The 26429-nt window shown below is 65.2% G+C and carries 20 protein-coding genes and 1 tRNA gene; 12 read left to right on the top strand and 9 right to left on the bottom strand.

Annotated features, from left to right (window positions below; translation table 11 throughout):
* The first annotated feature begins 522 nt into the window (after positions 1-522).
* The 7 genes from ACM0PY_RS19465 to ACM0PY_RS19435 all read left to right on the top strand — a co-directional run bounded on the left by ACM0PY_RS19465 (position 523) and on the right by ACM0PY_RS19435 (position 10702).
* Positions 523-942, top strand: a complete 420-nt coding sequence (locus tag ACM0PY_RS19465) for a DUF2946 family protein (protein ID WP_180886316.1) — start codon at positions 523-525, stop codon at positions 940-942.
* Positions 943-1014: 72 nt separating this feature from the next.
* A complete protein-coding gene (locus tag ACM0PY_RS19460) occupies positions 1015-3078 on the top strand; it encodes a TonB-dependent copper receptor (protein WP_180886314.1) in 2064 nt (687 codons plus the stop codon).
* A gap of 274 nt (positions 3079-3352) precedes the next feature.
* Positions 3353-4459 carry an efflux RND transporter periplasmic adaptor subunit gene (locus tag ACM0PY_RS19455; protein ID WP_134972510.1) on the top strand — a complete coding sequence of 369 codons (1107 nt, stop codon included), beginning with the start codon at positions 3353-3355 and terminating at the stop codon, positions 4457-4459.
* Entirely contained in the window at positions 4456-7581 is a 3126-nt protein-coding gene (locus ACM0PY_RS19450; protein WP_495493289.1) for an efflux RND transporter permease subunit, read from the top strand. Before ACM0PY_RS19455 ends, ACM0PY_RS19450 begins: the two co-directional genes overlap by 4 nt.
* A complete protein-coding gene (locus tag ACM0PY_RS19445) occupies positions 7574-8176 on the top strand; it encodes a GNAT family N-acetyltransferase (RefSeq protein ID WP_180886313.1) in 603 nt (200 codons plus the stop codon). The genes ACM0PY_RS19450 and ACM0PY_RS19445 overlap by 8 nt, the downstream gene beginning before the upstream one ends.
* Before the next feature lie 180 nt (positions 8177-8356).
* Positions 8357-9865: an alanine/glycine:cation symporter family protein gene (locus tag ACM0PY_RS19440; protein WP_134972511.1), complete on the top strand. Its 1509-nt coding sequence runs from the start codon at positions 8357-8359 to the stop codon at positions 9863-9865.
* Positions 9866-10702: a TrmH family RNA methyltransferase gene (locus ACM0PY_RS19435; RefSeq protein ID WP_180886311.1), complete on the top strand. Its 837-nt coding sequence runs from the start codon at positions 9866-9868 to the stop codon at positions 10700-10702.
* Between the two features lie 109 nt (positions 10703-10811).
* Here the strand turns inward: ACM0PY_RS19435 and ACM0PY_RS19430 are convergent, their stop codons facing one another.
* From ACM0PY_RS19430 to ACM0PY_RS19410, 5 genes are all read right to left on the bottom strand, one after another.
* Positions 10812-11801 carry a hypothetical protein gene (locus ACM0PY_RS19430; protein ID WP_180886309.1) on the bottom strand — a complete coding sequence of 330 codons (990 nt, stop codon included), beginning with the start codon at positions 11799-11801 and terminating at the stop codon, positions 10812-10814.
* A gap of 105 nt (positions 11802-11906) precedes the next feature.
* Positions 11907-13328, bottom strand: a complete 1422-nt coding sequence (locus tag ACM0PY_RS19425) for a M28 family peptidase (RefSeq protein ID WP_180886307.1) — start codon at positions 13326-13328, stop codon at positions 11907-11909.
* A 244-nt stretch (positions 13329-13572) separates the two neighbouring features.
* Positions 13573-13977: a large-conductance mechanosensitive channel protein MscL gene (mscL, locus tag ACM0PY_RS19420; protein ID WP_072167632.1), complete on the bottom strand. Its 405-nt coding sequence runs from the start codon at positions 13975-13977 to the stop codon at positions 13573-13575.
* Positions 13978-14031: 54 nt separating this feature from the next.
* The gene (locus tag ACM0PY_RS19415; protein ID WP_019660190.1) at positions 14032-14748 is read right to left on the bottom strand and encodes a fumarylacetoacetate hydrolase family protein; all 717 of its coding nucleotides are present in this window, start codon (positions 14746-14748) and stop codon (positions 14032-14034) included.
* Positions 14749-14823: 75 nt separating this feature from the next.
* Entirely contained in the window at positions 14824-15105 is a 282-nt protein-coding gene (locus ACM0PY_RS19410; RefSeq protein ID WP_005410817.1) for a hypothetical protein, read from the bottom strand.
* 178 nt (positions 15106-15283) lie between these two features.
* Here ACM0PY_RS19410 and ACM0PY_RS19405 point away from each other — a divergent pair, with 178 nt between their 5' ends.
* Positions 15284-15619: a Rieske (2Fe-2S) protein gene (locus ACM0PY_RS19405; protein WP_065185296.1), complete on the top strand. Its 336-nt coding sequence runs from the start codon at positions 15284-15286 to the stop codon at positions 15617-15619.
* Positions 15620-16013: 394 nt separating this feature from the next.
* On the opposite strand, the gene ACM0PY_RS19400 is transcribed toward ACM0PY_RS19405, so the two are convergent.
* The 4 genes from ACM0PY_RS19400 to thiS all read right to left on the bottom strand — a co-directional run bounded on the left by ACM0PY_RS19400 (position 16014) and on the right by thiS (position 19735).
* Positions 16014-17861: an SLC13 family permease gene (locus tag ACM0PY_RS19400; protein ID WP_005418803.1), complete on the bottom strand. Its 1848-nt coding sequence runs from the start codon at positions 17859-17861 to the stop codon at positions 16014-16016.
* 27 nt (positions 17862-17888) lie between these two features.
* Positions 17889-18623: a tRNA (guanosine(46)-N7)-methyltransferase TrmB gene (gene trmB, locus ACM0PY_RS19395; RefSeq protein WP_180886305.1), complete on the bottom strand. Its 735-nt coding sequence runs from the start codon at positions 18621-18623 to the stop codon at positions 17889-17891.
* Positions 18623-19417 carry a thiazole synthase gene (locus ACM0PY_RS19390; RefSeq protein WP_005418798.1) on the bottom strand — a complete coding sequence of 265 codons (795 nt, stop codon included), beginning with the start codon at positions 19415-19417 and terminating at the stop codon, positions 18623-18625. The genes trmB and ACM0PY_RS19390 overlap by 1 nt, the downstream gene beginning before the upstream one ends.
* 117 nt (positions 19418-19534) lie before the next feature.
* Positions 19535-19735 carry a sulfur carrier protein ThiS gene (thiS, locus tag ACM0PY_RS19385; protein ID WP_005418796.1) on the bottom strand — a complete coding sequence of 67 codons (201 nt, stop codon included), beginning with the start codon at positions 19733-19735 and terminating at the stop codon, positions 19535-19537.
* A gap of 207 nt (positions 19736-19942) precedes the next feature.
* Here thiS and ACM0PY_RS19380 point away from each other — a divergent pair, with 207 nt between their 5' ends.
* The 4 genes from ACM0PY_RS19380 to ACM0PY_RS19365 form a co-directional block, all read left to right on the top strand.
* Positions 19943-21796, top strand: a complete 1854-nt coding sequence (locus tag ACM0PY_RS19380; RefSeq protein WP_053501089.1) for an autotransporter domain-containing esterase — start codon at positions 19943-19945, stop codon at positions 21794-21796.
* 116 nt (positions 21797-21912) lie between these two features.
* Positions 21913-21986: transfer RNA gene (locus tag ACM0PY_RS19375), tRNA-Gly, on the top strand.
* Between the two features lie 124 nt (positions 21987-22110).
* Positions 22111-22329: a hypothetical protein gene (locus ACM0PY_RS19370; protein ID WP_049405652.1), complete on the top strand. Its 219-nt coding sequence runs from the start codon at positions 22111-22113 to the stop codon at positions 22327-22329.
* A gap of 729 nt (positions 22330-23058) precedes the next feature.
* Positions 23059-26429, top strand: a 3371-nt coding sequence (locus ACM0PY_RS19365) for an SPM autocatalytic domain-containing protein (RefSeq protein WP_495493288.1), incomplete at its 3' end; no start/stop codon positions are given.

Genomic DNA, 26429 nt, shown 5'->3' with positions numbered 1-26429 from the left:
GGCAGGCAGGACACGCCGTAAACCCATCCCTGGGGGCTCGATGGCGCCATCCATGGCGCCAACGGTCCTGCCTGCCCACACCGCCCCGCCTCTGACAGATTCCGATGGCTGTTGGTAGGTGTCGACCTTGGTCGACACGGTAGATCCACGCCATGCGTGGATGAAATCTGTCAGATATGGAAATGCATCTGGGGTCAGATCCGTTTTCCTGCGGAAAACGGATCTGACCCCAAGAGCCGTTTCAACAGACCGCAGAAGACTGTCGAAGGCGGGGTGGGTCCGGTTGCGGGGGCGTGAGCCGAGCCTGCATGGACGTATTTACGGCGTCCCCCGCAACCGGACCCACCCCGCCTACCCACAGGAAACCGCTTTTGCTTTTGCTGTTGCTTGGGCTCTTGCCGTGGACGTGGTCTCTGCAGGTGCAGGGCGCAGCCCTGCCGAACACCCCCGCGACGGGGTGTCGCAAACGCCTGCGACGGTTCGTCGCACGGGCAACCCTGGACCCGCCTCTACACTAGCGGGGTGACCCGCCTGTCCCGCCCGCAGCGCCTCCTGCTGCAGCTCGCCGTCCTGGCGACGCTGCTGATGGTGCTTGCGCCACTGGTCAGCCGCGCGCTGCAGGCGCCGCCGATGGACCACGGGGCGATGGCAGACATGGATCACGCGCACATGCACCACGACGCTGCCGCAGTGGGTCAGAGCCCTCTGCACGGGCAACGGAGTCCGACCCCACCGGCCGATCCTCACGCCATGCATGGCGAAGCCTGCGAATACTGCGTGCTGGCCATGCGCCTGCTGCCGTGGCTGGCGGTATTGGTGCTGCTGTTGCCGCTGCTGTGGCGGCCGCGGCTGGTATTCCCGTGGTCACAGCAGGTACTGCCGGCACTGCGCTGGCCGGCACACGCCGCGCGTGGGCCACCGCGCGCCTCCATCGTCCGCTGATTTTCCTGTCGAATCTGCCGCACGACGCCTGACCGGGCGCCGTGCGCGCGTGCGTACCTTGGAGCTGTTCCGATGAAAATGACTTCCCGCCCCGCAGGCGCCTGCGTGCGCCTGCCGGTTGCCCTTGGCCTGGCCGCAGCTGCAACGCTCGCCCATGCCGCGCCCGCCGAAGAGGCGCGCACTCTCGACACGTTGGTGGTCACCGCCGCCGCGCCTTCGTCGCCACTGCACTGGGTGACCGATCCACGCCTGCCGCGGCAGCCGGTTCCGGCCAGTGACGGCGCCGATTACCTGAAGACCGTTCCTGGCTTCTCCGCCATCCGCAACGGCGGCACCAACGGTGACCCGGTGCTGCGCGGCATGTTTGGTTCGCGCCTGAACATCCTCAGCAATGACGGCAACCTGATCGGTGCCTGCCCCTCGCGCATGGACAACCCGCTGTCCTACATCGCGCCGGAGAGCTTCGACCGGCTGACCATCATCAAGGGGCCGCAGAGCGTGCGCTGGGGCGCAGGAGCCTCGGCCGGCACCGTCCGTTTTGAGCGCGATACGCCGCGCTTCGACGAACCGGGGCTGCGTGCCGATGCCAGTGCGCTGGCCGGTTCGCGCAACCGCAATGACCAGGTGCTGGACCTGACCCTGGGCCATCCGACCGGCTACGTGCGCGCCAGCGGCAACCGTTCCGAAGCCGATGACTACAAGGATGGCCACGGCGATGTGGTGCCATCGAAGTGGCGCAAGTGGAACGGTGACGTGGCGATCGGCTGGACGCCGGATGCCGATACGCTGCTGGAAGTTTCTGCCGGTGCCGGCGATGCGATCGCACGCTACGCGGGGCGCGGCATGGACGGTGCCGCGTTCGAACGCACCAGCTACGCCGCGCGTTTCGAGAAGCGCAACCTGCCGGGTGCGTGGGACACGCTGCAGTCCAACGTGTACTACAACGAGGCCGACCACGTGATGGACAACTACACGCTGCGCACGCCGAATCCCAACAGCATGATGCCGATGCCGATGGCGTCGAACGTGGACCGCCGTACCCAGGGCGGCCGGGTCAGTTCCGAGTGGGGCTGGCAGGACGTGCAACTGGTGGCGGGTGTGGACGGCGAAGACAGCCGCCATCGTGGCCGCATGGGCATGGGCCGCGACACCTACCGCCAGGCCGCCTGGGTGACCGATGCCAACTTCCGCCGCTATGGCGTGTTCACCGAGTTGACCCTCGGCGCCGGCACCGACCAGCGCTGGATCAGCGGGCTGCGCATCGATCGCGCCAGCGTGCGTGATGAGCGGCAGTCCATCCGTGGAATGATGGGCAGCCGGCCCAACCCAACGGCCGGCGAGAAGCGCAAGGCGTGGCTCGGCAGTGGCTTCCTGCGCTACGAGCAGGACCTGGCCGACGGCCTGACCTGGTACGCCGGCCTCGGCCACAGCGAACGCATGCCCGACTACTGGGAACTGTTCTCGCCCAACCATGGCCCGGCCGGCGCAGTGAACGCGTTCACCGGCGTGCAGCCCGAGCGCACCACCCAGCTCGATGTGGGCCTGCAGTACAAGGGACCGCGCGTGCAGGCCTGGGTTTCGGCCTATGCCGGGCAGATCCAGGACTACATCCTGTTCACCTACCACGGCAGCGGCATGATGGGCATGAACCAGGCCAGCAACGTCGAGGCGCGCATTGCCGGTGCCGAGGCCGGGTTGGAAGTGAGCCTGACCGAGCAGTGGAGGCTGGGCGGCACGCTGGCCTATGCCTGGGGAGAGAACCGCGACCAGCAGCGTCCGCTGCCGCAGATGCCGCCGTTGGAAGCGCGCCTGAGTGCGAACTGGGAGGGCCAGCGCTGGAGCGCCGGTGCGCTGCTGCGTGCGGTGACCCATCAGCATCGTGTCGCAGATGGACAGGGCAACGTGGTCGCGCAGGACCTCGGGCCGAGCGCTGGATTTGCCACCTTCGCGCTCAATGCGGCGTACCGTTTCAGTTCGCAGCTGCAGCTCAGCGCCGGCGTCGACAACCTGTTCGACCGCGCCTACAGCGAGCACCTGAACCTGGCCGGCAGCGCCGACTTCGGCTTCCCGGCCGACCCGGTGCGGATCAACGAGCCGGGGCGCAGCGTGTGGATGAAGTTGAACTACCGATATTGATCCGCCGGGCATAAAAAAAACGGGGCCGGATCCCCGCCAGGATCCGTCCCCGCCCGACGCCCTCGGTCGGGCAGGTTCGACTCTACGATGACGGCCGCGGTGGTGCACCACTGGATACACCCCGACACACGCCGACACCGCCCATGGCAGCCTTGCACGGAACGGGTTCAAGGCGCTATCGCAGCCTTGGTTCCACGCCGGTAAACGCTTGGCACATACCGCTTTTATGGGCACTTGCCTACACTCGGCGGCCGTGGATCAATCAGGACCGTTCATGTTGGCTCGTATCGCTTCGTCCCTGGCCCTCGGCCTCAGCCTGGCCGTGCTGGCCGGGTGCGCAGGCAAACAGGAGGCCGCCGCACGTCGGCAGGGCGAAGCGGTGCCGGTCACCGCGCAGGTCGTGCAGCCCACGCAGTGGAACGACACCCTGCAGGCACTGGGCACGGCCAAGGCGCGCGAGTCGATCAGCGTCACTGCCAAAGTCAGCGAGATCGTCGAGAAAGTGCACTTCGAGAGCGGCCAGCACATTGCTGCCGGTGCGCCGATCGTGACGCTGCGCGGGCAGGCCCAGGAAGCCGCACTGGTGCAGGCGCAGGCCACCTTCCATGAAGCCGATCAGCTGTACAAGCGCCAGCGCGAACTGGCCGCCCAGCGGCTGGTGTCCAGCGCCACGCTGGATACGCAGAAGTCGATCCGCGACGCCGCCGAGGCACGCGTGATGCAGATGCAGGCAGACATTGGTGACCGACGCGTGCGCGCGCCCTTTGCCGGTGTGCTCGGCATCCGCCAGGTCAGCCCGGGATCGCTGCTGACCCCGACCACGGTCATCGCCACGCTCGACGACATCGAGCACATGCATGTCGATTTCCAGGTGCCGGAAGTGGAGCTGGCTGCGCTGGGCGTTGGTGACAAGGTCAGTGCCACCAGCGTGGCCTGGCCGGGCCGCACCTTCGAGGGCGTGGTCAGCACCATCGATGCGCGCATCGATCCGGCCACCCGTGCAGTGACCGTGCGCGCCGATTTCGCAAATGGCGACCATGCATTGCGCCCGGGCATGCTGCTGGACGTGCGCCTGTTCCGCCCCGAGCGCCCGGCGCTGGTGGTCCCGGAAATCGCCGTGGTACAGGTTGGCCGCGATACCTTCGTGTACCGCATAAAGGCCGACGACAGCGTCGAGCGGGTGGACGTGGTCACCGGCGCGCGCCGTGCCGGCGTGGTCGAGATCCGGCAGGGCCTGGAAGCGGGCCAGCGCATCGTGGTCGATGGCACCGGCAAGCTGCGCCCGGGCCTGAAGGTTGCTGCGAAGGACGCCGCACCGGCCTCCGGCGCCAAGCCGGCTGACGCGCCGGCGCCGGTCGCGGCCGAGGGCCACGGCGGATGAAGCTGTCCGACATCTCCATCCAGCGGCCGGTGTTCGCCGTGGTGATGAGCCTGTTGCTGCTGGTGCTGGGCGTGATGTCCTTCACCCGCCTGACCCTGCGCGAGCTGCCCGCCATCGACCCTCCGATCGTCTCGGTGTCGGTGGACTACACCGGCGCGTCGGCGGCGGTCATCGAAAGCCGCATCACCCAGGTGCTGGAAGATGCGCTGGCCGGCATCGAAGGCATCGATACGATCAACGCGCGCAGCACCAACGGCCGCTCGCAGGTCAGCATCGAGTTCACCTCCAACCGTGATATCGAAGCGGCGGCCAACGACGTGCGCGATGCGGTCAGCCGCGTCGCCGACCGCATGCCGGAAGAGGCGCGGCCACCAGAGATTGCCAAGGTCGAGAGCGATGCCGACCCGATCATCTGGTTCAACATGGTGTCCTCGACCATGGACACGCTGGAGCTGAGCGACTACGCCGACCGCTACGTGGTCGATCGTTTCTCCAGCCTCGATGGCGTGGCCCAGGTCCGCATCGGCGGCCGCCAGCGCTATGCAATGCGGATCTGGCTGGACCGTGACCAGCTGGCCGCGCGCGGGCTGACCACCGGCGACGTGGAAACCGCACTGCGCAACGAGAACGTGGAGCTGCCGGCCGGCCGCATCGAGTCGACCGACCGCGATTTCACCCTGCGCGTGGAACGCAACTACATCAAGCCCGAGGATTTCGCGACCATCCCGCTGGGCAAGGGCCGCGACGGCTACGTGGTGCGCATGGGCGACGTGGCGAAGATCGAGCTGGCCTCGGCCGAACGCCGCGCGTACTACCGCAGCAACGGCGAGCCCGGCATCGGCCTGGGCATCGTCAAGACCTCCACCGCCAACTCGCTGGACGTGGCACGCACGGCGCGCGCTGAGGCCGAGCGGGTGGCGCTGACCCTGCCCAAGGGCACGCAGATCTTCGTCGCCTTCGACAACACCACCTTCATCGAAGCTGCAGTGGACCGCGTCTACGCCACCCTGGTGGAAGCGATGATCCTGGTGCTGGCGGTGATCTGGCTGTTCCTGGGCAGCTTCCGCGCCGCGTTGATTCCGGCGGTGACGGTGCCGGTCTGCCTGGTGGCGGCGTTCATCGCGCTGTATGCGTTCGACTTCTCGATCAACCTGCTGACCCTGCTGGCGCTGGTGCTGTGCATCGGCCTGGTGGTGGACGATGCGATCGTGGTGGTGGAAAACGTGCAGCGCCGCATCGACCTGGGCGAGCCACCGCTGGTGGCCTCCAAGCGCGGTACCGCGCAGGTCGCCTTCGCGGTGATCGCCACCACCGCCGTGCTGGTGGCGGTGTTCCTGCCGGTCGGCTTCCTGGAGGGCAACACCGGGCGACTGTTCCGCGAACTGGCCGTGGCGCTGGCCGCTGCCGTAGCGTTGTCCGCGTTCGTTGCGCTCACGCTGACGCCGATGATGGCTTCCAAGCTGCTCAAGCCGCATACCGGGCAGGGCCCCCGGGGCCTGCACGGCTTCATCAACCGTAACCTGGAACGCCTTGCGGGTGCCTATGGGCGAGTGCTCGATCACCATGTCGACCGCACCTGGATCTACCTGCTGGTGATGGTGGCTGCGCTGGCCGCTAGCTGGGGCCTGCTCAAGCTGCTGCCGTCGGAACTGGCGCCAGCCGAAGACCGTGGTTCGTTCCAGATCATGATCGACGGCCCGGAAGGCGCCGGCTACGACTACACCGTGCAGCAGGTGCAGCAGGTGGAAGCGCTGCTGGCACCGCATGTCGGCCCGGACAAGCCGATCGTGCGTGCCAACCCCCGCGTGCCGGGCGGCTGGGGCGCCAGCGAGGAAATGCATACCGGCCGCGTCAGCATCTTTCTGCAGCCGTGGCGCCAGCGCAGCGAGGGTACGCCCGAAGTCGCCAACGAACTGCAGAAGGAACTGGATACCATCCGCGGCGTGCGCGTACGCACGCAGGTGGGTGGTGGCCTGGTGCGCAGCGGCGGCCAACCGTTCCAGATCGTGCTGGGCGGTCCGGAATATGCCGAGATCGCGCAGTGGCGCGACCGCATCCTGCTGCGCATGGCCGACAATCCCGGCCTGGTCGGCCCGGACTCGGACTACAAGGAAACCCGGCCGCAGATGCGGGTCAACATCGACCGCCAGCGTGCGGCCGATCTCGGCGTGCCGGTCACCGCGATCGGTTCGGCGCTGGAAACCATGATGGGTTCGCGTCGGGTCACCACCTTCGTAGACAACGGCGAGGAGTACGACGTGCTGGTGCAGGCCGGTCGCGATGGTCGCGCCAGCCCGGCCGACCTGGCCGCGATCCGCGTGCGCGCCAACTCCGGCGAGCTGGTGCCGCTGTCCAACCTGGTCACGCTGAGTGAAGTGGCCGAGGCCGGCACCCTGAACCGCTTCAACCGACTGCGCTCGATCACCATCAGTGCCGGCCTGGCGCCGGGCTATCCGCTGGGCGAGGCCATCGCCTGGGCACAGAACGTCGCCCAGGAAGAGCTGCCGCAGTACGCGCAGGTGAACTGGAAGGGCGAATCGCGCGAGTACCAGAGCGCCGGCGGCGCGGTGCTGCTGACCTTCGCGATGGCGCTGCTGGTGGTGTACCTGGTGCTGGCCGCGCAGTTCGAGAGCTTCATCCATCCGCTCACCATCATGCTGACCGTGCCGCTGGGCGTGCTCGGCGCGCTGGTCGGGTTGTGGGTGAGTGGCGGTACGGTGAACCTGTTCAGCCAGATCGGCATCGTGATGCTGGTCGGCCTTGCCGCGAAGAACGGCATCCTCATCGTCGAATTCGCCAACCAGCTGCGCGACGATGGGCGCAGCGTGCGCGAGGCGATCATCGAGTCGGCGATGGTGCGCCTGCGCCCGATCCTGATGACCTCGATCGCCACCGTGGTCGGCGCGATCCCGCTGGTGGTCGCCGGGGGGCCTGGTTCGGCCAGCCGTGGCACGATCGGCATCGTGATCATTTTTGGCGTGACTCTTTCGACGTTCCTGTCGCTGTTCGTAGTGCCGGCGTTCTACGCACGGCTGGCACCGTACACCCGTTCGCCGGAAGCGGTGAAGCGCGAGCTGGAGAAGCAGGAAGCCGAGTCGCCCTCGGTAGGCGGTCATGCCTGACCGGTACGCCGGCGGGGTCGGATCCCTCGCTGACGGGGTCGGACCCCTTTCCCAAAGGGAAGGGGCTCTGACCCCACTTCGAGGTGACGGTTTCCAGCTGCGCCCCTGGCGCCCGAACGACCTGGACTCCCTGCTGCGCCACGCCAACGACGCCGAGGTATCGCGCGGTCTGCGCGACCGCTTCCCTTACCCGTACACGCGCGGGGATGGCGAGGCCTTCCTCGCCGGCCGCGTGCTGGCTCCCGACACCCTGAACCTGGCCATCGAGATCGACGGCCAGGCCTGCGGCAGCGTCGGTGCCCAACAGGGCGTGGCCGAGCGTGGGCATACCGCCGAACTGGGTTACTGGCTGGGCCGGGCCTATTGGGGGCAGGGCCTGATGACCCGCGTGGTCGGCCTGTTCGCCCCGTGGGTGATGGATGAGCTGCACCTGTTCAGGTTGCAGGCCACCGTGGTCGACTTCAACCTCGGCTCGGCCCGGGTGCTGGAGAAGAACGGCTTCCAGGAAGAAGGCGTGGAGCGTTGCGCGGTCTACAAGCGCGGCGTGTTGCACGACCTGCGCTGTTTCGCCCGGGTGCGCACGCAGCTGCCGTGAACACGCGGGCTGGCCGCTGTAGAGCCGAGCCCATGCTCGGCTGCCTTCGGGGGGCCAAGCCGAGCATGGGCTCGGCTCTACAAAACAGCGCTACCGCAGCGGCCTGCGATCAGGGAGAATCGACCGGTCCCCTCCAGCCGACGGGACGTCCTTACAACCCGCCGACTGGAGAGAGCGCGCGTGGAAGCAACCGTACACTTCATCAACAGCATCATCTGGAGCAAGGCACTGATCTTCGTGTGCCTGGGCGCCGGCCTGTTCTTCAGCCTGCGCACCCGCTTCATGCAGATCCGTGGCTTCTTCGAGATGTGCCGCCTCACCGTCAGGGGTGAGAAATCCGACGCCGGTGTGTCCTCGTTCCAGGCGCTGGCCATGTCGATGGCCGGCCGCATGGGCATCGGCAACATCGCTGGCGTGGCCACCGCCATCGCCTTCGGCGGTCCCGGTGCGATCTTCTGGATGTGGGTGATGGGCTTCCTTGGCGCATCCACCTCGTACGTCGAATGCACCCTGGCGCAGATCTACAAGACCAAGGACGCCGAAGGCCGCTACCGCGGTGGCCCGGCGTACTACATCGAAAAGGCCATGGGCCTGAAGTGGTATGCGCTGGCCTTCGCCATCGCCACGATCATCGCCGCAGGCTTCCTGATGCCGGGCGTGCAGGCCAACGCCATCGCCGACAGCATCATCAACGCCTGCCGTGGCACCGCGCTGTGCGGTCCGCTCGATGGCCAGGCCTTCGGCATGGAATCGGTGCAGGCGCTGAAGCTGGGGATCGGCATCGTGGTGGCGCTGCTGCTGGGCGTGGTGATCTTCGGTGGCGTCAAGCGCATCGCCAACTTCGCCGAAGTGGTGGTGCCGTTCATGGCCGCCGGTTTCATCCTGATGGCCATCATCATCATGATCATCAACTACGACCGCGTGCCGGAAATGTTCGGCATCATCTTCCAGAGTGCCTTCGGCACGCACGCCGCTTTCGGCGCGATGATGGGCCTGGCGGTGGAGTGGGGCATCAAGCGCGGCATCTACGCCAACGAAGCCGGCCAGGGCTCGGGCCCGCACGCTGCGGCCGCCTCGGAAGTCTCGCACCCGGCCAAGCAGGGTTACGTGCAGGCCTTCGCGATCTACTTCGACACCATGATGGTGTGCACCGCCACCGCGTTCCTGATCCTGGCCAGCGGCACCTACAACGTGTACTCGCCGGTGGAGGGCGCCGCGCCGATCTTCCAGGGCCTGGCCGGCATTCCGGAAGGCGCCGGTTACGCCCAGGCCGGCGTGGAAGCGGTGCTGCCGGGCTGGGGTTCGGCGTTCGTATCGGTGGCCATCTTCTTCTTCGCCTTCACCACCATCATGGCGTACTACTACATGGCCGAGACCAACCTCAGCTATGTGAACCACAACAGGAAGCGGCCGCTGACCGTGCTGCTGCTGCGCCTGGGCATCATCGGCATGGTGGTGTTCGGCGCGTTCCACAATGCCACCCTGGCCTGGGCGCTGGGCGACATCGGCGTCGGCCTGATGGCCTGGCTGAACATCATCGCCATCCTCATCATCCAGAAGCCGGCGATGCTGGCCCTGCGTGACTACGAACGACAGAAGAAGCTGGGCCTGGATCCGGTGTTCGACCCTGATGCCCTGGGCATCAAGAACGCCGATTTCTGGCGCCAGCGCAAGCAGGAGAGTGTGTAAGTGAACAACCCTTGGAACAACCGCCGCCCGTCCGCCCGTCCGCCGCGCGCAACGCCGTTGCCGCGCCCGGAGGTGCCGGCCACGGGCGGTGGTGGGCGCGGTGGCAGCGATGAGCTGCGTCTGTACGGCCTGAATGCCGTGCTGGCTGCGTTCGAAGCGCGGCCGCAGGCGCTGCGCAAGTTGTACCTGCTGGAAGCACGCATCCCGCGCCTGCAGCCGCTGTTGAAGTGGTGCGTGGCCAACCGCGTGGGCTACCGCGTGGTCGAGGATGGCGACCTGAACAAGCTCGCCGGCACCACCCATCACGAAGGTGTGGTGGCCGACATGCTGCGCGCACCGTCGCTGCCGCTGGCGCAGTGGCTGCAGCAGGTCGGTGACGGCCCGGCGCTGGCGTTGTGGCTGGATGGCGTGGGCAACCCGCACAATCTCGGCGCGATCCTGCGCTCGGCCGCACACTTCGGTGCCAAGGCGCTGCTGTTGCCGGCCGGCAGCACGCTCGCCCTGTCCGGCGCCGCCGCGCGCGTGGCCGAAGGCGGTGCCGAAGCGGTGCCGCTGGTGCAGCTGCCGGAAACCGCTCAGGCAATGGCGCAACTGCGCGCAGCCGGTTTCGGCCTGGCCGCGACCCTTGTCGAGGGCGGTGATGACGTGTTCCGCGCGTCCCTGCCTGAGCGGCTGGTGTACGTGATGGGCGCCGAAGGCGAGGGCATGGACCGCAGCCTGGCGGGTGCGTGCGACCTGCAGGTCTCGATTCCCGGCAGCGGCGCGGTGGAGAGCCTGAACGTAGCCTCGGCCACGGCGGTACTGCTGGCGCAATGGGCCAGTCGCCGCGTGAGGTGAGAGCTGCAGACAGGCTAGGGTGATTCGAGTCCACGTCTGCAGGTCCAGTTGGAAGTGCCTCGGCTTGGGAAGTAAACGAGCCGGGGACGCTTCTCCAGCAACATTTGGTTCAGAACTGCACCTTGGTGCGCCACGATGTTACGAGGTCCACGTCGGTGCCGAGCAGCGCAAGGTCACATGCGATCTGTCCAGCCTCGTAACATTGAATTGGCTGGCAGACGGTGTCGGCGGGATTGTGCATGAGTTCGTTTCTCAGCGTCCGCAAAGACGTGAGGGCGCGCTTGTGTTGGTCGCAGATCAGTTTCCCTGCACAAAGATCGTCGATGATTTTCCAGGTTTCGGGAGATCTAACGTTCTTCTCGTTCTCGATCATCCAGTGCCACCGGAGGGAGGACTCGATGATGAACCATGAGAGGACGAATGACATCCTGTAGTCGTTGTCGGCGTATGCGGTTTTGGCCTTGAGCAGATAGGAGAGCCATGTGACGTGATGTTCGTTGTGTGCTATGAGCGCGAATTTCTGCAGCGCAAACCGAGCAGCTTCGACATGAACTACTTCGTGGGGAATTCTCCATCCGGGTGCTTCCAGGGGAGAAGGCGCAAGGGCGCCTCCAGCTACCCATCCGGACAGCGCATGCATGACCGTGGTCAAGGTGCGAGCCGTGCCAAAGCTGACGTTTACGGGGCGGCCGTCGAGGAATCCGACCTTGCATATCTCCTTCGCCCGGGTTGCAGTGGCGGAGACTTCGTAGGAGTCAGGATGCTTTATTGACTCCGATTCCAAGCACAGCTGAAGTGCATTGGCGTAATCCAAGTGTCGATCCATCCATATTGCAGACTGATCAAAATCACCTGAAATGCCCATGTCTGGCGCGGTCTGCGAAAGGTGTCGCACATTCAGCAGCATCAAACCGTTGACGCAAATTGCCGCATTGAATCGTTCGGTTTGCAGGCACGCCTTCACTTCCGGAATGATGCCGAGAAGGCATTGATTCTGTTCGGGATCATAGATGTTGACGCGTTGTCCCAGCCAGAACGGATACGCGCTATGGAAACCCAAGTGGAAATCCATTTGGTTGAGCAGTTCGAATCCTTCCACGCGTACTTTCCAGGAAGACGGATTGTCTGTATGGGGATGCTCGCAGCTGAAGGAAAGAGGGGGAGACGCTGAGCCTGCAACTCAGCGTCTTCCGCCTTCAGAATTTCATTCGTTCGGCGGCGTGGTCGCCTTGGCCTTGCTGCCGAAGCTGCCATCCGCTTCTGCCGCCAGATACGCGAACACGGTGTACGCGGCCACGTTCTGCGCCAGGGCCTTCGGATCGATCTTGTCCAGCGTGTCGTCGGCGGTGTGGTGCAGGTGGAAGTAATCCGAGCCATCCTGCGCCAGCCACGCCCACGCACCGCCCTTGGCGGCCAGTGGGCCGACGTCCGGGCCCGGGCCACCCTTGTCGGCCTGGTACTCGATGCCCAGCGGCTTCATCACTTCGGCAATCTGCTTCGTCGCTTCACGCGAGCCGTCCGGATTCGGCGAACCGGTATTGAAGGCGTAGATGCGGCCTGCGCCGAAATCGCTCTCGGCGGCCAGCTGGTGCAGGGCCACGTCCTTCGCGTGCGCTTCGGCGTAGGCCTTGCCGCCGTACAGGCCCTGTTCCTCGTTGGCGAAGGCGATCACGCGGATGGTGCGCTTCGGTGCCTGCTTGAGCTGGCCGATCAGGTGGCCTGCGGCCATGGTGATGCCCACGCCCGCGCCGTCATCCACCGCGCCGGTGCCCAGGTCCCACGAATCCAGGTGACCACCGATCACCACCACTTCCTTCGGCAGGCTGCGGCCGGTGATCTCGCCGATCACGTTGTAGGAGGTGGCGGTGCCATCCCAACCGCAATCCAGTGCCACCTTCACCGTGGTGCTGCCACGCGCCAGCAGGCGGGCCAGCTGGTCGGCATCGGGCACCGACAGCGCGGCCGACGGCACTGGGGTCAGGCCGTCATCGAAACGGGTGATACCCGTGTGCGGCACGCGGTGCGAGTCGGTACCGGCCGAGCGCATCAGGAAACCGACCGCGCCCTTGCGGATCGCTTCGGATGGCCCCTTGCTGCGGATCGCACCTCCGCGGCCGTAATCGCGGCCATCGCGGAAGGGCAGCATCTGGTAATCGACGAAGGCGATCTTGCCCTTCAGCGAGCCCGCCGGTGCGGCCTGCAGCGCGGCCAGGTCGGCGAAGCGCACCACCTCGGCTTCCACGGTGCCGCCTGGGCTGCCGCCCAGTGCAGTGATCTGCAGCGGCTGTGGGTTCCTGCCGGTCACGGCGGCGTGTTCACTGCGCCGCTCCCACTTCGGGAATGTCACCGGCTCCTTCCACACCTTGTCGAAGCCCAGGGCCTTGAACTTGGCTTCGGCCCAGGCCACGGCGCGGGCATCGGCTTCGCCGCCGGCAATGCGCGGGCCGATCTCGGTGGTGAGCGACTCGACCACCTTCCAGCCGGTGTCATCGGCCAGCGCCTGGTCGCGCAGCTGTGCGGCGGTGGCCAGCGACGCCGGGGGCAGGGTAGTGGTGTGCGGCGCCGCGAAGGCCGGGGCGGCCAGCAGGGCGAGGGAGGATGCGATGGCAAGGACGCGGCGACGCATGGACAACTCCGGGAAGGGACCTAAGCCTTGGAGCTTAACAGTCGTTCAGCCCGGCGCATGGGCGGGAGGTCATGGCTGGCGCGAACGCTGTTTTCCGCCATGACCGGCAAAGCGAAAGCCCCGCCGGGGCGGGGCTTTCGTCTGCTTCTGTAGAGCCGAGCCAATGCTCGGCTGCCTTTTGCAGATCAGCCGAGCATGGGCTCGGCTCTACAGGTGGGAGGGGCGCCCATAGGCGCCCGATACCTCATTTCTTCAGGCTGTCGCGGATCTCGCGGAGCAGCACCACTTCTTCGGCCGGCGCCGCCGGGGCAGCTTCCTTCTTGCGAGACAGCCGGTTGATCGCCTTGACCACGATGAAGATCGCGAAAGCCACGATCACGAACTGGATGACGGTGTTGATGAAGTCGCCGTAGCCAACCACCACCGCCGGGATCTCCTTGCCATCCGGTCCGATCCGGGCTGGCGACAACGTCCAGGCCAGGCTGGAGAAATCCACGCGCCCGATCAGGTAGCCCAGCGGCGGCATGATGATCTTCTCGACCAGCGCCGTCACGATCTTGCCGAAGGCCGCGCCGATCACCACGCCGACGGCGAGGTCGATGACGTTGCCGCGCATGGCGAATTCCTTGAACTCGGTGAGCATTCCCATTGTTGTTTTTCTCCGGTGGGGAAGTGGACAGCGCGCAGGGTAGCGCAGGTGATGTCAGCCGGCGATCACGCCGTGGCGCTCGGCCACGTTTTCAAGGCGGGCACTGAAGCGGTCGCCGGGCTTCAACGCAGCCACCCCGGACGGGGTGCCCATGAACACCAGGTCGCCGGCACGCAGCTGCCACAGCTTGGACAGCTCATGCAGGATCTCCGGCACGTTCCAGATCATCTGGTCGAGCAGTGCCTGCTGGCGCACTTCGCCGTTGACCTCCAGCGACAGGTTCAGCGCGGCCAGGTCGCCGACTTCCTCGGCGTGGACGATTTCGCTGATCGGCGCGGAGGCGTCGAAGCCCTTGGCCGCGTCCCACGGGTGGCCCTTGTCCTTGGCCGCGGCCTGCAGGTCGCGGCGCGTCAGGTCCAGGCCGACGGCGTAGCCATAGACCAGCGCATCGGCGTCGGCCACGGCCAGCTCGCCTGCGGGCGCGTCGCGGCCGATCGCCACCACCAGTTCCACTTCGTGGTGCAGGTTGGCGGTTGCTGGCGGATAGGGGATGGCATCGTCGTGGCCGACCACGATGGCGTCGGCCGGCTTGCTGAAGAACATCGGGCGGCCGCGGTCATCGGCCGCCGGCACCGCCGCGCCCATTTCGCGGGCGTGGTCGGCAAAATTGCGGCCGACGCAGTAGATGCGGTGCACGGGGAAGCTGCCGCCACCGGCTACCGGTACACGCGGCAGGGCTACGGCAGGGATCACATCGGAGACATCGGACATGCGGGCATCCAGGAAGGGCGTGCCCGCAGTCTAGAACGCATGGCGCCCGCCGTCAGCGGGCGCGGAAGGCCTGGATCAGCGCGAGGCCGGCAACACCGGCTTGCGCACCACGCGGTACTCGCCTTCAACCACGGTCGGGTCAACCGGACGTGCAACGCCCGGCTTGCGCGAAGCCAGCAGCTTCCACGCCAGGCCGACCAGGATCATCGCCGCGCCAACGAACACACCGATGAACACCATCGCCGCCAGGATCGCCAGGCCAAGCAGGCCCACGGCGACGCGCACCAGCGGATGACGCGGCTTACGCGGCGCGAACAGGGTGCGGAACTGGTTGAAGGCGGATGCGCGATTGAACATGGCGGCTCGATAGGCTGGGATCAGCGAAAACAGAGTATCGGGACGCGCCACTGTCATTGAGTGAAAAACTCGTTAAATATAGCCTGTGCTTATTACGGATCAATGACTTGTGTTCATGTCGCAGCCAGTCACCTGAGCAGGCATGCGACAATTCCGGTTTACCGTCCGAGCCTTCGCCATGACTATCGCTGCTGCCCTGATCGCCCTTGATGCCATTGCCGATGGCGCGTTTGCCGAGGTCGAAGCGGTGGTCGATGGCGATGCCGAATCGCTGGTGCTGTACCGCGACGGCGCGCAGGTGCGCGCGTTCCTGAACATCTGCCCGCACGCTGGCCGCCGCCTGGACTGGGCCCCAGGCCAGTTCCTCAAGAGCCGTGAGGGCCACCTGGTATGCGCCGCGCATGGCGCCTCGTTCACGCTGGACAGCGGCGACTGCATCGCCGGCCCGTGCAAGGGTGACCGCCTGCGTACGGTGCCGGTGGACGTACGCGACGGGCTGGTCTACCTGGCCTGAGGCCAGCTGGGGGTCGGATCCGTTTTCCGCAAAACGGCTCTGACCCCATCAAGCCAGGAGCAGTCGAGCATGGCTCGACGCTACAAAAGGCATCCACGCATGGCGTGGATCTACGGTGTCGACCAAGGTCGACAGCTACCAGAGCGAGATCGGTGCCGACCGACGGTCGGCACCCACCACCAGCCGCGTGAAACTGTCGAAGGCGGGGTGGGTCCGGTTGCGGGGGCGTGAGCCGCATGGATGCGGCGACCGAGCTTACATGGACGTACTTGCAGCGCCCCCCGCAACCGGACCCACCCCGCCATCCCACGGAATGCACGCTGTTGCTGTTGCTGTTGCTGTTGCTTCGGCTTCTGCGGGTGCAGGGCGCAGCCCTGCCAACAAACCCCAACCCTCAGAACATCAGGTTGATCATCAGCACCACCACGCAGGTATAGATCAGCGACAGCGGGCCGCCGACCCGCCACATCTCGCGCGGGGTGTAGTTGGCCGGGCCAGTGATCATCGAGATCACCGGGTTGGAGGCCGTCATCAGGTTGTTGGACGCTGACAGCGCCACGATCAGCGCGAACGCGGTCGGGTTGCCCCCCGCTGCCAGTGCCAGGTTCACCGCGATCGGCACCATCACGATGGTCGCACCCACATGGCTGATCACCAGCGAGAACGCCGTGGTCAGCAGCGCCAGCGCCACCTCCAATACCCACACCGGAATGCCGGTCGGCAGCTTGTCGATGGTATGGCCGGCCACCCACGCGGCCGCGCCGCTGGAGTCCATCGCCCAGCCGAGCGGAATCAGCCCGGCCATCATGAACACCGTCTTCCAGTTGATCGAGGCATACGCCTCGTCCATGCGCAGCACGCCGGTCAGCAGCATGCCGGCCACGCCGGTCATCAGCGTCAGCGCCACCGGCAGCTTGCTGGTCAGCGCGATCAGGATGGTCAGCGCGAAGATCGCCATCGCAATCTTGAACTTGTGCGGGCGCTGCTCGCCGGTCGGGTAATCGGTCACCACCACGAAGTCACGGCTGCGCGCGGCCTGCGCCAGGTCGGTCCAGATGCTGTGGAACACCAGCATGTCGCCGGCGCGCAGCTGCACGTCGCGCACGTCCTCGCGGATCACCTGCTTGTCGCGGTTGATCGCCAGCAGGCTGATGCCGCGCTCCTTGCGCAGGCGCAGATCGGCCGCACTCTTGCCGATCACGTTCGAGGTCGGTGGCACCACTGCCTCGGAAATGCCGGCACGGCTGGGGTTGAACAGGTCACCCAGGTGCTTCAGGCGCGAGGACATGCGCAGGAACTGGTTCTGCGCGAAGTCGCTGATCTGCTGGCGCGGTCCCATCGCACCGAGCACGCTGCCGACCCAGATGCGCATCTCCGCCGGCGGCGCCAGGCGGGTGTCGTTGCCGGTCTTCAGGGCCAGCAGCAGCGGCGCATCGTGCAGGGTCTCTGCCTCGCCCAGGGTCATGCCCACCAGCGGGCTCTCGGCGGTCACCACCAGCTCGAACACATCGCCTTCGATGCCATAGGTCTTGGCGAAGTAGCTCTCGGTGCGCGCCGGGGTGACCCCGTCATTGACCAGGCTTTCCTCTTCGATCAGCTTGCGGTCGCCGTAGTAGCGGAAGTACAGCAACGAAGCGATCAGCAACGCCACACCGATCGGCAGCGGCGCGAACATGCGCAGCGGCTCGATGGTGGCCAGGCCGGAAGGCAGGTTGTTGTTGGCCGAGGCCAGCAGGTCGTTCAGCAGGATCAGCGGCGAATTGCCGACCATGGTCAGCGCACCGCCCATCACGATCGCCGCCGAGATCGGCAGCAGCAGGCGCTGCATCGTCAGCCCGGTGCGCGCCGCCAGTCGCGAGGCGACCGGCAGATACAACGCCATCACCGACGGGTTCTGCATGAAGGACGAGTTCAGGCCGGCGATGGCGGTGGTCATCATCAGCAGCCGTTGCTCGACGCCGTGGCCGCGCCGCAGCAGCCAGGCCGCCAGCCGGTTCAGCGCCCCGGTGCGGTCCAGGCCCGCACCGAGGATGGTGGTGGCGATGATGCTCATCACCGCGTTACCGGAGAAACCGCCGAAGATCTCCTCCGGCGCGATCAGGCCGGTGACACCAAGCACCACCAGCACCACCAGCGCGACCACGTCGGCGCGGATGCGCTCGAACAGGAACATCGCCATCGTGAAGCCGACCAGCCCGAGCACGAGCTTCATGTCGTTGGTCAGCGTCAGCGCGGTATCCATGTGGGGCGCGGCGTCCTAAGGCGATCGTCAGGTGCGGTCGTACAACAGGTCCCAGACGCCGTGGCCGAGCTTCTGGCCGCGGGTCTCGAAGTGCGTCTGCGGGCGCCAGTCCGGGCGCGGCACGCTGCCCCGCGGGCCGGCGCGGTTGACCAGGCCGGCGGTGGCGTCGAGCACGTCCCACATCTGCTCGGCGTAGTCTTCCCAGTCGGTCGCGCAGTGCAGGCGGCCCCCCGGGCGCAGCTTGCGCACCAGCAGTTCGGCGAATGCCGGCTGCAGCAGGCGGCGCTTGTTGTGGCGCTTCTTGTGCCACGGGTCCGGGAAGTAGATGCGCACTTCATCGAGCGCGCCGTCGGCGATCTCGTTCTGCAGCACTTCCACCGCGTCGTGGTGGTACAGGCGCACGTGGTCGGCATTGTCCTCGGCCAGCGCGTTCAGCAGCCGGCCCACGCCCGGGGCGTGCACCTCGATGCCGATGTAGTCGCGCGATGGGTCGTGCTGGGCGGCGAACCGCAGCGCGGCACCATTGCCGAAGCCGATCTCCAGCACCTTGTATGCCGGGCGGCCGAAGGTGGCGTCCAGGTCACGCGGCTGGCCGTTGTAATCGATGCCGAAGCGCGGCCAGCGTTCGTCGAATGCGCGCTGCTGGGCGGGAGTGAAACGGCCCTGGCGCAATACGAAGCTGCGCACCTCGCGGCGGCCCTCGCTCACGGTGAAGGGCTTGGGCGGGGCCTTGGAACCGGCGCTGTCAAAAGGATTGGTCATCAGCCGATCAGCCCGTCCACCGGCGAGGAGGCGCTGGCGTAGCGCTTGCGCGGGATGCGCCCGGCCAGGAAGGCCTCGCGGCCGGCCTCGACCGCCTTGCGCATCGCGCTGGCCATCAGCACCGGGCTGCGCGCACCGGCAATGGCGGTGTTCATCAGCACGCCGTCGCAGCCCAGCTCCATCGCGATCGCCGCGTCCGACGCGGTACCCACGCCGGCATCAACGATGATCGGCACCTTGGCGTCTTCGATGATCTGCAGCAGGTTGTACTTGTTCTGGATGCCCAGGCCCGAACCGATCGGCGCGGCCAGCGGCATCACCGCAGCGCAGCCGATCTCTTCCAGGCGCTTGGCCAGGATCGGGTCGTCGGAGGTATAGACCATCACCTCGAAACCGTCCTTGACCAGCTGCTCGGCGGCCTTCAGGGTCTGCATCACGTCCGGGTACAGGGTCTTCTGGTCGCCGAGCACTTCCAGCTTGGTCAGGTTGTGGCCGTCCAGCAGTTCACGGGCCAGGCGGCACGTACGCACCGCGTCCTCGGCGGTGTAGCAGCCGGCGGTGTTGGGCAGGATGGTGAAGCGCTCCGGCGGCAGCACGTCCAGCAGGTTCGGCTCGCCCGGGTTCTGCCCGATGTTGGTGCGGCGGATGGCCACGGTGACGATCTGGGCACCAGCGGCCTCGGTCGCCAGGCGGGTTTCTTCCAGGTCCTTGAACTTGCCGGTGCCGGTCAGCAGCCGCGAGCCATAGGTCTTGCCGGCGATTACCAGCGAATCGGGGGAGACATGAACGTTCATGGCGCGATTATCGCTTATCCGCCTGAAGATGGGGTCACGTAGAGGGCGGGGTCGAGCGTGGGGTCAGATCCCTTTGCCACCGGCAAAGGGATCTGACCCCTGAACACCCGCGCAGCCTCAGCCCCCACCCAGCGCGTGCACGATCTCCACCACGTCGCCCTCGGCCAGGACGTGCTCGCCATGGCGGCTGCGGCTGACGATCTCGCCGTTGACCTCGACCGCGACCCGGCGTTGCAGCAACTGCTCGGCCTGCAGCAGATCGTGGAGGGTCGCCGAGGCGGGCAGGGTACGGGGTTCGCCGTTGAGCTGGATGTTCATCGCCGCATTGTCGCCTATGGCCTGCGCGGATCGGAACCCTTGCAAATTGCCTCGGCCGCCAGCCCCGGCACAGCGTTGTCCGACGCTGCCGGGCGACAATCCATGCGGCGGCGCAGCGTGAGCAAAACGCGGCGCAGTGAAACCATTCACCGTGCGCCGGCGTACGTCCGCCGGGTCCTCAACGATATCCCCACAGGAGTTTCTTACATGCTGCTCAGCAAACGCCCGATCCGCTCCCTGATGGCGGCCGCGATCGCGCTGGCCGCGGTTCCGGCCATGGCAGGCGAATCCCCGTATTCCAAGGCCGTGTTCTTCGGCGACAGCCTGACCGATGCCGGCTATTTCCGCCCGCTGCTGCCGGCCGATGTGCGTCCGGTGACCGGCCAGTTCACCACCAACCCGGGTTGGGTGTGGTCGCAGCAGGTCGCCAACTACTATGGCCTCAATGGCGCCGCCAACGGCAACGGCCAGAGCGGTGACAACTATGCAGTCGGCGGTGCCCGCGTGTCGGTGGACGAGGCCGGTGGCCTGGGCGTGATTCCGTCGCTGAAGTCGCAAGCAACCCGCTACCTTGCCGCGAACGGTGGCAAGGCTGACGGCAACGCCCTGTACACCGTATGGGGAGGCGCCAATGATCTGTTCGCGGCCACCCGCGCGGCGGCAGGTGGCGCGTCGCAGGCCCAGGTGCAGGGCATCATCGGCGCAGCGGTCACCGACCAGATCGCGCTGGTGGGTGCGCTGAAGCAGGCCGGCGCCCAGTACGTGCTGGTACCGAACCTGCCGGATGTGGGCATCACCCCACAGTTCCGCGGCCCCAATGCCGCCGCCGCCACCGCACTGTCGGCCGGCTACAACAAGGCCCTGTACGGTGGCCTGAAGCAGGCGGGCATCGAGTTCATTCCGCTCGATACCTTCAGCATCCTGCGTGAAGTGACCGCCAACCCGGGCATGTACGGTTTCACCAACGTCACCAGCACCGCCTGCAAGATCGATCCGGCCAACTCGACGCAGAGCATCCTGACCTGCAACCCGACCAGCTACGTCAGCCCGGATGCGGCCAACACCTACCTGTTCGCCGATGGCGTGCACCCGACCACCGCCGGCCATCAGCTGCTGGGCCAGTACGCCGTGTCGGTGCTGGAAGCGCCGCGCCTGCAGCAGGTGCTGAGTCACTCGGCGCAGACCATCGGCCGCTCGCGCGCCGACCAGGTCAGCATGCACCTGGGCGGCCGTCCGGCTGACGGCCTGTCCTGGTGGGGGGGCGTGCGGGGTGACCTGCAGCGCTACGACCACGCCGACCTGTACGACGGGCTGGCCCCGGCCGGCCTGTTCGGTATCGACTGGGCACGCGACGGCATGGTGTTCGGCGGCTTCGCTGGTTTCGGTCGCCTCAACGCCGACTTCGGCAACAACCGCGGCGACTTCACCCAGAAGGACACCTCGGCCGGTCTGTTCGCTGGCTGGTACGGCGACCGCATCTGGGTGAACGGTCAGGTCAGCTACACCTGGCTGTCCTATGACGTGAACCGCAAGGTCCAGCTGGGCCCGGCCACCCGTGAGCATGGTGGTTCGCCGGACGGCAGCAACCTGACCGCCGCCCTGAACGCCGGTTACGAGTTCGGCACCGAAGGCGGCTTCCGTCACGGCCCGATCGCTTCGGTGATCTGGCAGAAGGTGAAGATCGACGGTTACACCGAAAGCGCCGCGGCCGGCACGCTGGCAACCGCACTGGGCTACGACCGCCAGAATGTCGATTCGACCGTCGGCCGCATCGGCTGGCAGGCCCGCTTCGATGGCGGCACCCTCAAGCCGTACGCGCAGGTGACCTACGACCACGAGTTCGAGGACACCAAGCAGGCCAGCGCCTGGCTGCAGACCCTGCCGGAACTGGGCAGCTACCGCGTGCCAGGCCTGAAGTTCGACAAGAACTACGCCACCGTCGTGCTGGGTGCCCGCACCGAACTGTTCGGGCTGCAGAGCAACTTCGGCCTGAGCGCGTCGACCGGCCAGAAGCGTGCGCAGGACGCCACCCTGTTCGCCAACTTCAGCGGCACGTTCTAAGCAGCAATCGCCGGGGTCGGATCCCTTTCCGCAAGGAAAGGGCTCTGACCCCTCGCGGATGCGGTGGCCGCCATTGCGCAACACCGGCCCAACCGCATAGACTTTCACCGCGCACTGCGGGCGTAGCTCAATGGTAGAGCTGTAGCTTCCCAAGCTACTGACGTGGGTTCGATTCCCATCGCCCGCTCCAATCACGCCACGCGTGTAGACAGAAGGCCGCTCATCAGCGGCCTTCTTCATTTCTGATTAGTTTCATATCCACGGCCATACGCGCCCGGTTAGCGTTGCCGCATTTCCTACACGGAACGCAGCGCATGGAAACGAAGGACGACGTCGTCGGCAGCCTTCATGAGATCTACAGGAACTCTGGCGCCGGCACCTCCCGCCAGCTGGAGGCAGTGCGCGCACTGGGTCGCGCCGGTGGGCCGAAGGCCGCGCAGCTTCTGTGGCAGATCTATGAGGGGACCTCGGCCGGATCGGTCACGCAGATGGCCTGCATCGCAGCGCTGGGTGAATCCGCGCGCGGGTTCTGAGCTGGCATCGCGCGGTACGTGGACAGCGCTGAATGGGTCTCCATCCGAATATCAATCTGAATCGCCATGTCCTGCGAGTACTCTGAAGCAGGAACTGGTCGGCTGTTGGAATTTTGTCCCAATCGCTCGCCCCCCGCATATGAGTCCCGATCGTGCTGGGGCTTCTTGATTGATGCTCTGATTGCTTGATTGCCGGGTCATCCCGGAAGAATTTCTCCGGGTATACATGTGCGCGGCTCGCCGACATGCTGCCGTCGTTGACACCAATTTTCGGCTCTGCCACGCTCGCCGATCGTTGGTTAACCGCGAGCATGGACGGGGGGGCGCGGCTGCAACTGGAGCCTCTTAGACTGAAGTCGGAAGGTTGGATCGTGCGATCCGAACGGTGCCGACCTCTGCACGCTATCAAGCAAAGTGGATGCTGGTGTTGGAAATCCACGACGAGTCAATCAGGACGTAACAACCGCTAAAGGAAGATAGGCAATGGCGTCAAAGATCAATGGCTTCAATTTCGAGTACGACGGTAGCTCGATTACCTTGACCTACAAGCACGGGGAGCTAGGGGGGAAGGCCACATTCGATGTGGAAGGGGCATCTGCCTCCGTGAGCCACGGCCGAGGGTCAGTAGGGGCATCCTCTGACTATGCCTACTCGACCGATAGCGGATTTGTCGTCTCTGGGCAGGCTGTAACGCTGGGGCTACGGACGCCAAGTGGCGCTGAGATCGGCTTGAAGTTGACTCCCAATGGCGAGTTCAGGCCTCACCCGACGGATCCGTTTGCTCCGCCGATTCCTTCCGCCCAGGTCGATCTGACTTTGGACGGGAAGATGCTCGGCAGTTACGACATCCCGCTTTACGAAGATTTCACGATGGATGATCTTTTCGATCCGGAGCTTGGGGGCCTCGGGTCGCACGGGTTGCTTGGCGACGCGTACGGCTTCCTGCGTCATCGCGATCGCGAGATCAATGACCAATATCGGGATGCGACGGGTGAGAATTTCCAGGATGCCAAGGGCTGGACCCGCCCGGTTGATCCACTGGTCCTGGATCTCGATGGCGATGGTATCGAGACCGTTGCGGCGAATGGTCGTGTGCTGTTTGACCACGAAGGCAACGCGGTGCGTGAGGGTACGGGTTGGATCAGTGCAGACGACGGCATGCTGGTGCTTGATCGCAATGGAAATGGCACGATTGACGATGGTTCTGAGCTTTTCGGTGATCACACGCCGGGAGCTGGGCTCGCACCGGGACAGAGTTCATCGCGATCTGCAGGGCTGCGCGCGCTGGCGACGCTGGATCAGAATGGTGATGGCCGAGTGGATGAATCCGACGAGGCCTTCGCATTGCTTCAGGTTTGGCGGGACTTAAACCAGGATGGTGTAAGTCAGGCGAATGAGCTGTTCTCATTGCGGGATCTCGGCATCCGCAGTATTTCGGTTGACGCTACTTCAACGCAGAACCAGAGTCTTGGAAACGGCAACACAGTTGACAGCTATGGCAGTTTCGAGCGTATCGATGGTACCTCGGGGATTACCGCGGATCTGTTGCTGGCGTCCAATAATTTTCATCGCGACTTTTTGGAAAAGGTACCACTGAGCGATCTTTCACAGCGGGTAGCCAATCTTCAAGGGTCTGGCATGGTGCGCGATCTGCAGGAGGCCGTCAGTCTCAACCCGGGCATCTTTGATCTCATCAACAAGATCGATTCCACCTATTCTCGCAGCCAGGCTCTGCATGCGTTGGACGAGGTGCTGCTGGCTTGGTCCAGCACGTCAAGCATGAAGTCAAGCCTCGAATATCAGCAGGCCGGTGTCGATCGTCCAAGGTTGACCGTCAAGGGCCTTCTTTTGGATTGGGGGACCGCAGACATCTCACAGATTCTCTCTATTCTTGAGAAGTTCAATGGTGAACTGTTCTTTGAGGTGCGTGACGAAGGGCTGTTCACAAAGAACAGGTCGTGGCAGCCGGTTAAGATTGATGGGGAATGGCGTTTTGATGTCGATCTCTCGCAGCCTCAGACTACTCATCTGCTGAAAAGCTATGAGGCACTGAAGATGGGCTTGTATACGGCCATCATGCTCGACACGCGCTTGCGCGACTATGCCCAGGATCTCAGGTTTGGACTCAATGAAGATCTTGAAGTGGTCGTCGACACGGGCGCGGCGGTTAAGCGCCTGATGGATAAGCTGCGGGTGGAAGGTTCCGCGGCGGCGGTGGAGGATTTGCTTGATCTCCGCAGCCTTGCCGCATACATGCCACTGGATTGGAACTGGGTGGATGTACTCGAGGAGATGGGCGCGCGCGCGCCCGATGCGGATGAATTCACCGCGGTTGCAAACCGGCTCCTCGGTGTGCTGAATGGTATTGCTGCTGTGGGAGGTGCCGCCGACGACGTCATTCTAGGCACGTCGGGAGACGATGTGCTTGATGGCGGCGATGGTAATGACGAAATTCGGGGCGGAGCAGGGAATGACTTGATCGAAGGCGGGAAAGGTAGCAACACCCTGTATGGGGGGGCTGGAAATGACACGTTGAGTGTCCACTTTGGAGCTGACAAGAATTTCCTGGCCGGCGGTGCTGGCGATGATGTTCTGATTGGCAGCGCGAAGAGTGATACCTACCTGTTCAATAAGGGGGATGGCCACGACACGATCGTGGAAACAGCCCAATACAGTGTCGTTTCGATTGACACACTCGTTTTTGGCGTTGGTCTGAGGGTTCAGGATCTCAAGGTTCTGCGTGAGGGGCGCGATATCCTTCTCGTGTTCGGAGAAGGAGAGGACTCAGTTCGGTTGAAGGATTGGTTGACCGAAAGCCTGCAGGAGGCGCGCTATGCTGGAATTGAGCGATTCCTCTTTGCAGACGGAACTGAATGGTCCCCCGAACTCATCAGGGCGCAGGTGACTACGCTGGGGTCGGATGGTGATGACGTCATTGATGGTTGGTTGGGCAACGATTTGATTCGCGGTGGCGCTGGCAATGACCTGATCGATGGTGGCGGCGGTACCAATGAGCTTTACGGTGAAGCAGGTAATGACACGCTGAAGGTTCACTTCCTTGCCGACAAGAACATTCTGGCCGGTGGCGTCGGCAACGATACGTTGATCGGCAGCAGCAAGAGCGATACCTACCTGTTCAACAAGGGCGATGGTCACGACACGATCGTGGAAACCAGCCAGTACGCCAGCGACTCGGTTGATACGCTGGTGCTGGGCGAAGGCCTGTCCGCCACCGATGTGCGGGTTCTGCGCGAAGGACGTGATGTGGTGCTGAGCTTTGGCGGCGGCAGTGACACGGTGCGGCTGAAGGACTGGCTGACCAGTTCACTGGGCGAGAACACGTCGGCCAGCATCGAGAAGCTGGTATTTGCCGATGGTACCCAGTGGACGGCAGCCAACATCCGAGCTCGGTTGACGAGCTATGTCGGTGACACTGGTGGTGCGTTTACAGGATGGCAGGGTGACGACCTGATCCTGGGCGGAGAAGGCGACGATGTCATTGACGGTGGACTGGGCAGCAACGAGCTGCACGGTGGCGCCGGCAATGACACGCTGAGCGTGGCGGCAACCTCCGACCGCAACATCCTTGCCGGTGGTATCGGTAACGATACGTTGATCGGCAGCAGCAAGAGCGATACCTACCTGTTCAACAAGGGCGATGGTCACGACACGATCGTGGAAACCAGCCAGTACGCCAGCGACTCGGTTGATACGCTGGTGCTGGGCGAAGGCCTGTCCGCCACCGATGTGCGGGTTCTGCGCGAAGGACGTGATGTGGTGCTGAGCTTTGGCGGCGGCAGTGACACGGTGCGGCTGAAGGACTGGCTGACCAGTTCACTGGGCGAGAACACGTCGGCCAGCATCGAGAAGCTGGTATTTGCCGATGGTACCCAGTGGACGGCAGCCAACATCCGAGCTCGGTTGACGAGCTATGTCGGTGACACTGGTGGTGCGTTTACAGGATGGCAGGGTGACGACCTGATCCTGGGCGGAGAAGGCGACGATGTCATTGACGGTGGACTGGGCAGCAACGAGCTGCACGGTGGCGTCGGCAATGACACGCTGAGCGTGGCGGCAACCTCCGACCGCAACATCCTGGC

Source organism: Stenotrophomonas sp. BR163, assembly GCF_047520985.2.
Classification (GTDB): Bacteria; Pseudomonadota; Gammaproteobacteria; order Xanthomonadales; family Xanthomonadaceae; genus Stenotrophomonas; species Stenotrophomonas sepilia.
This window is presented reverse-complemented; position numbering and strand designations above follow the sequence as displayed.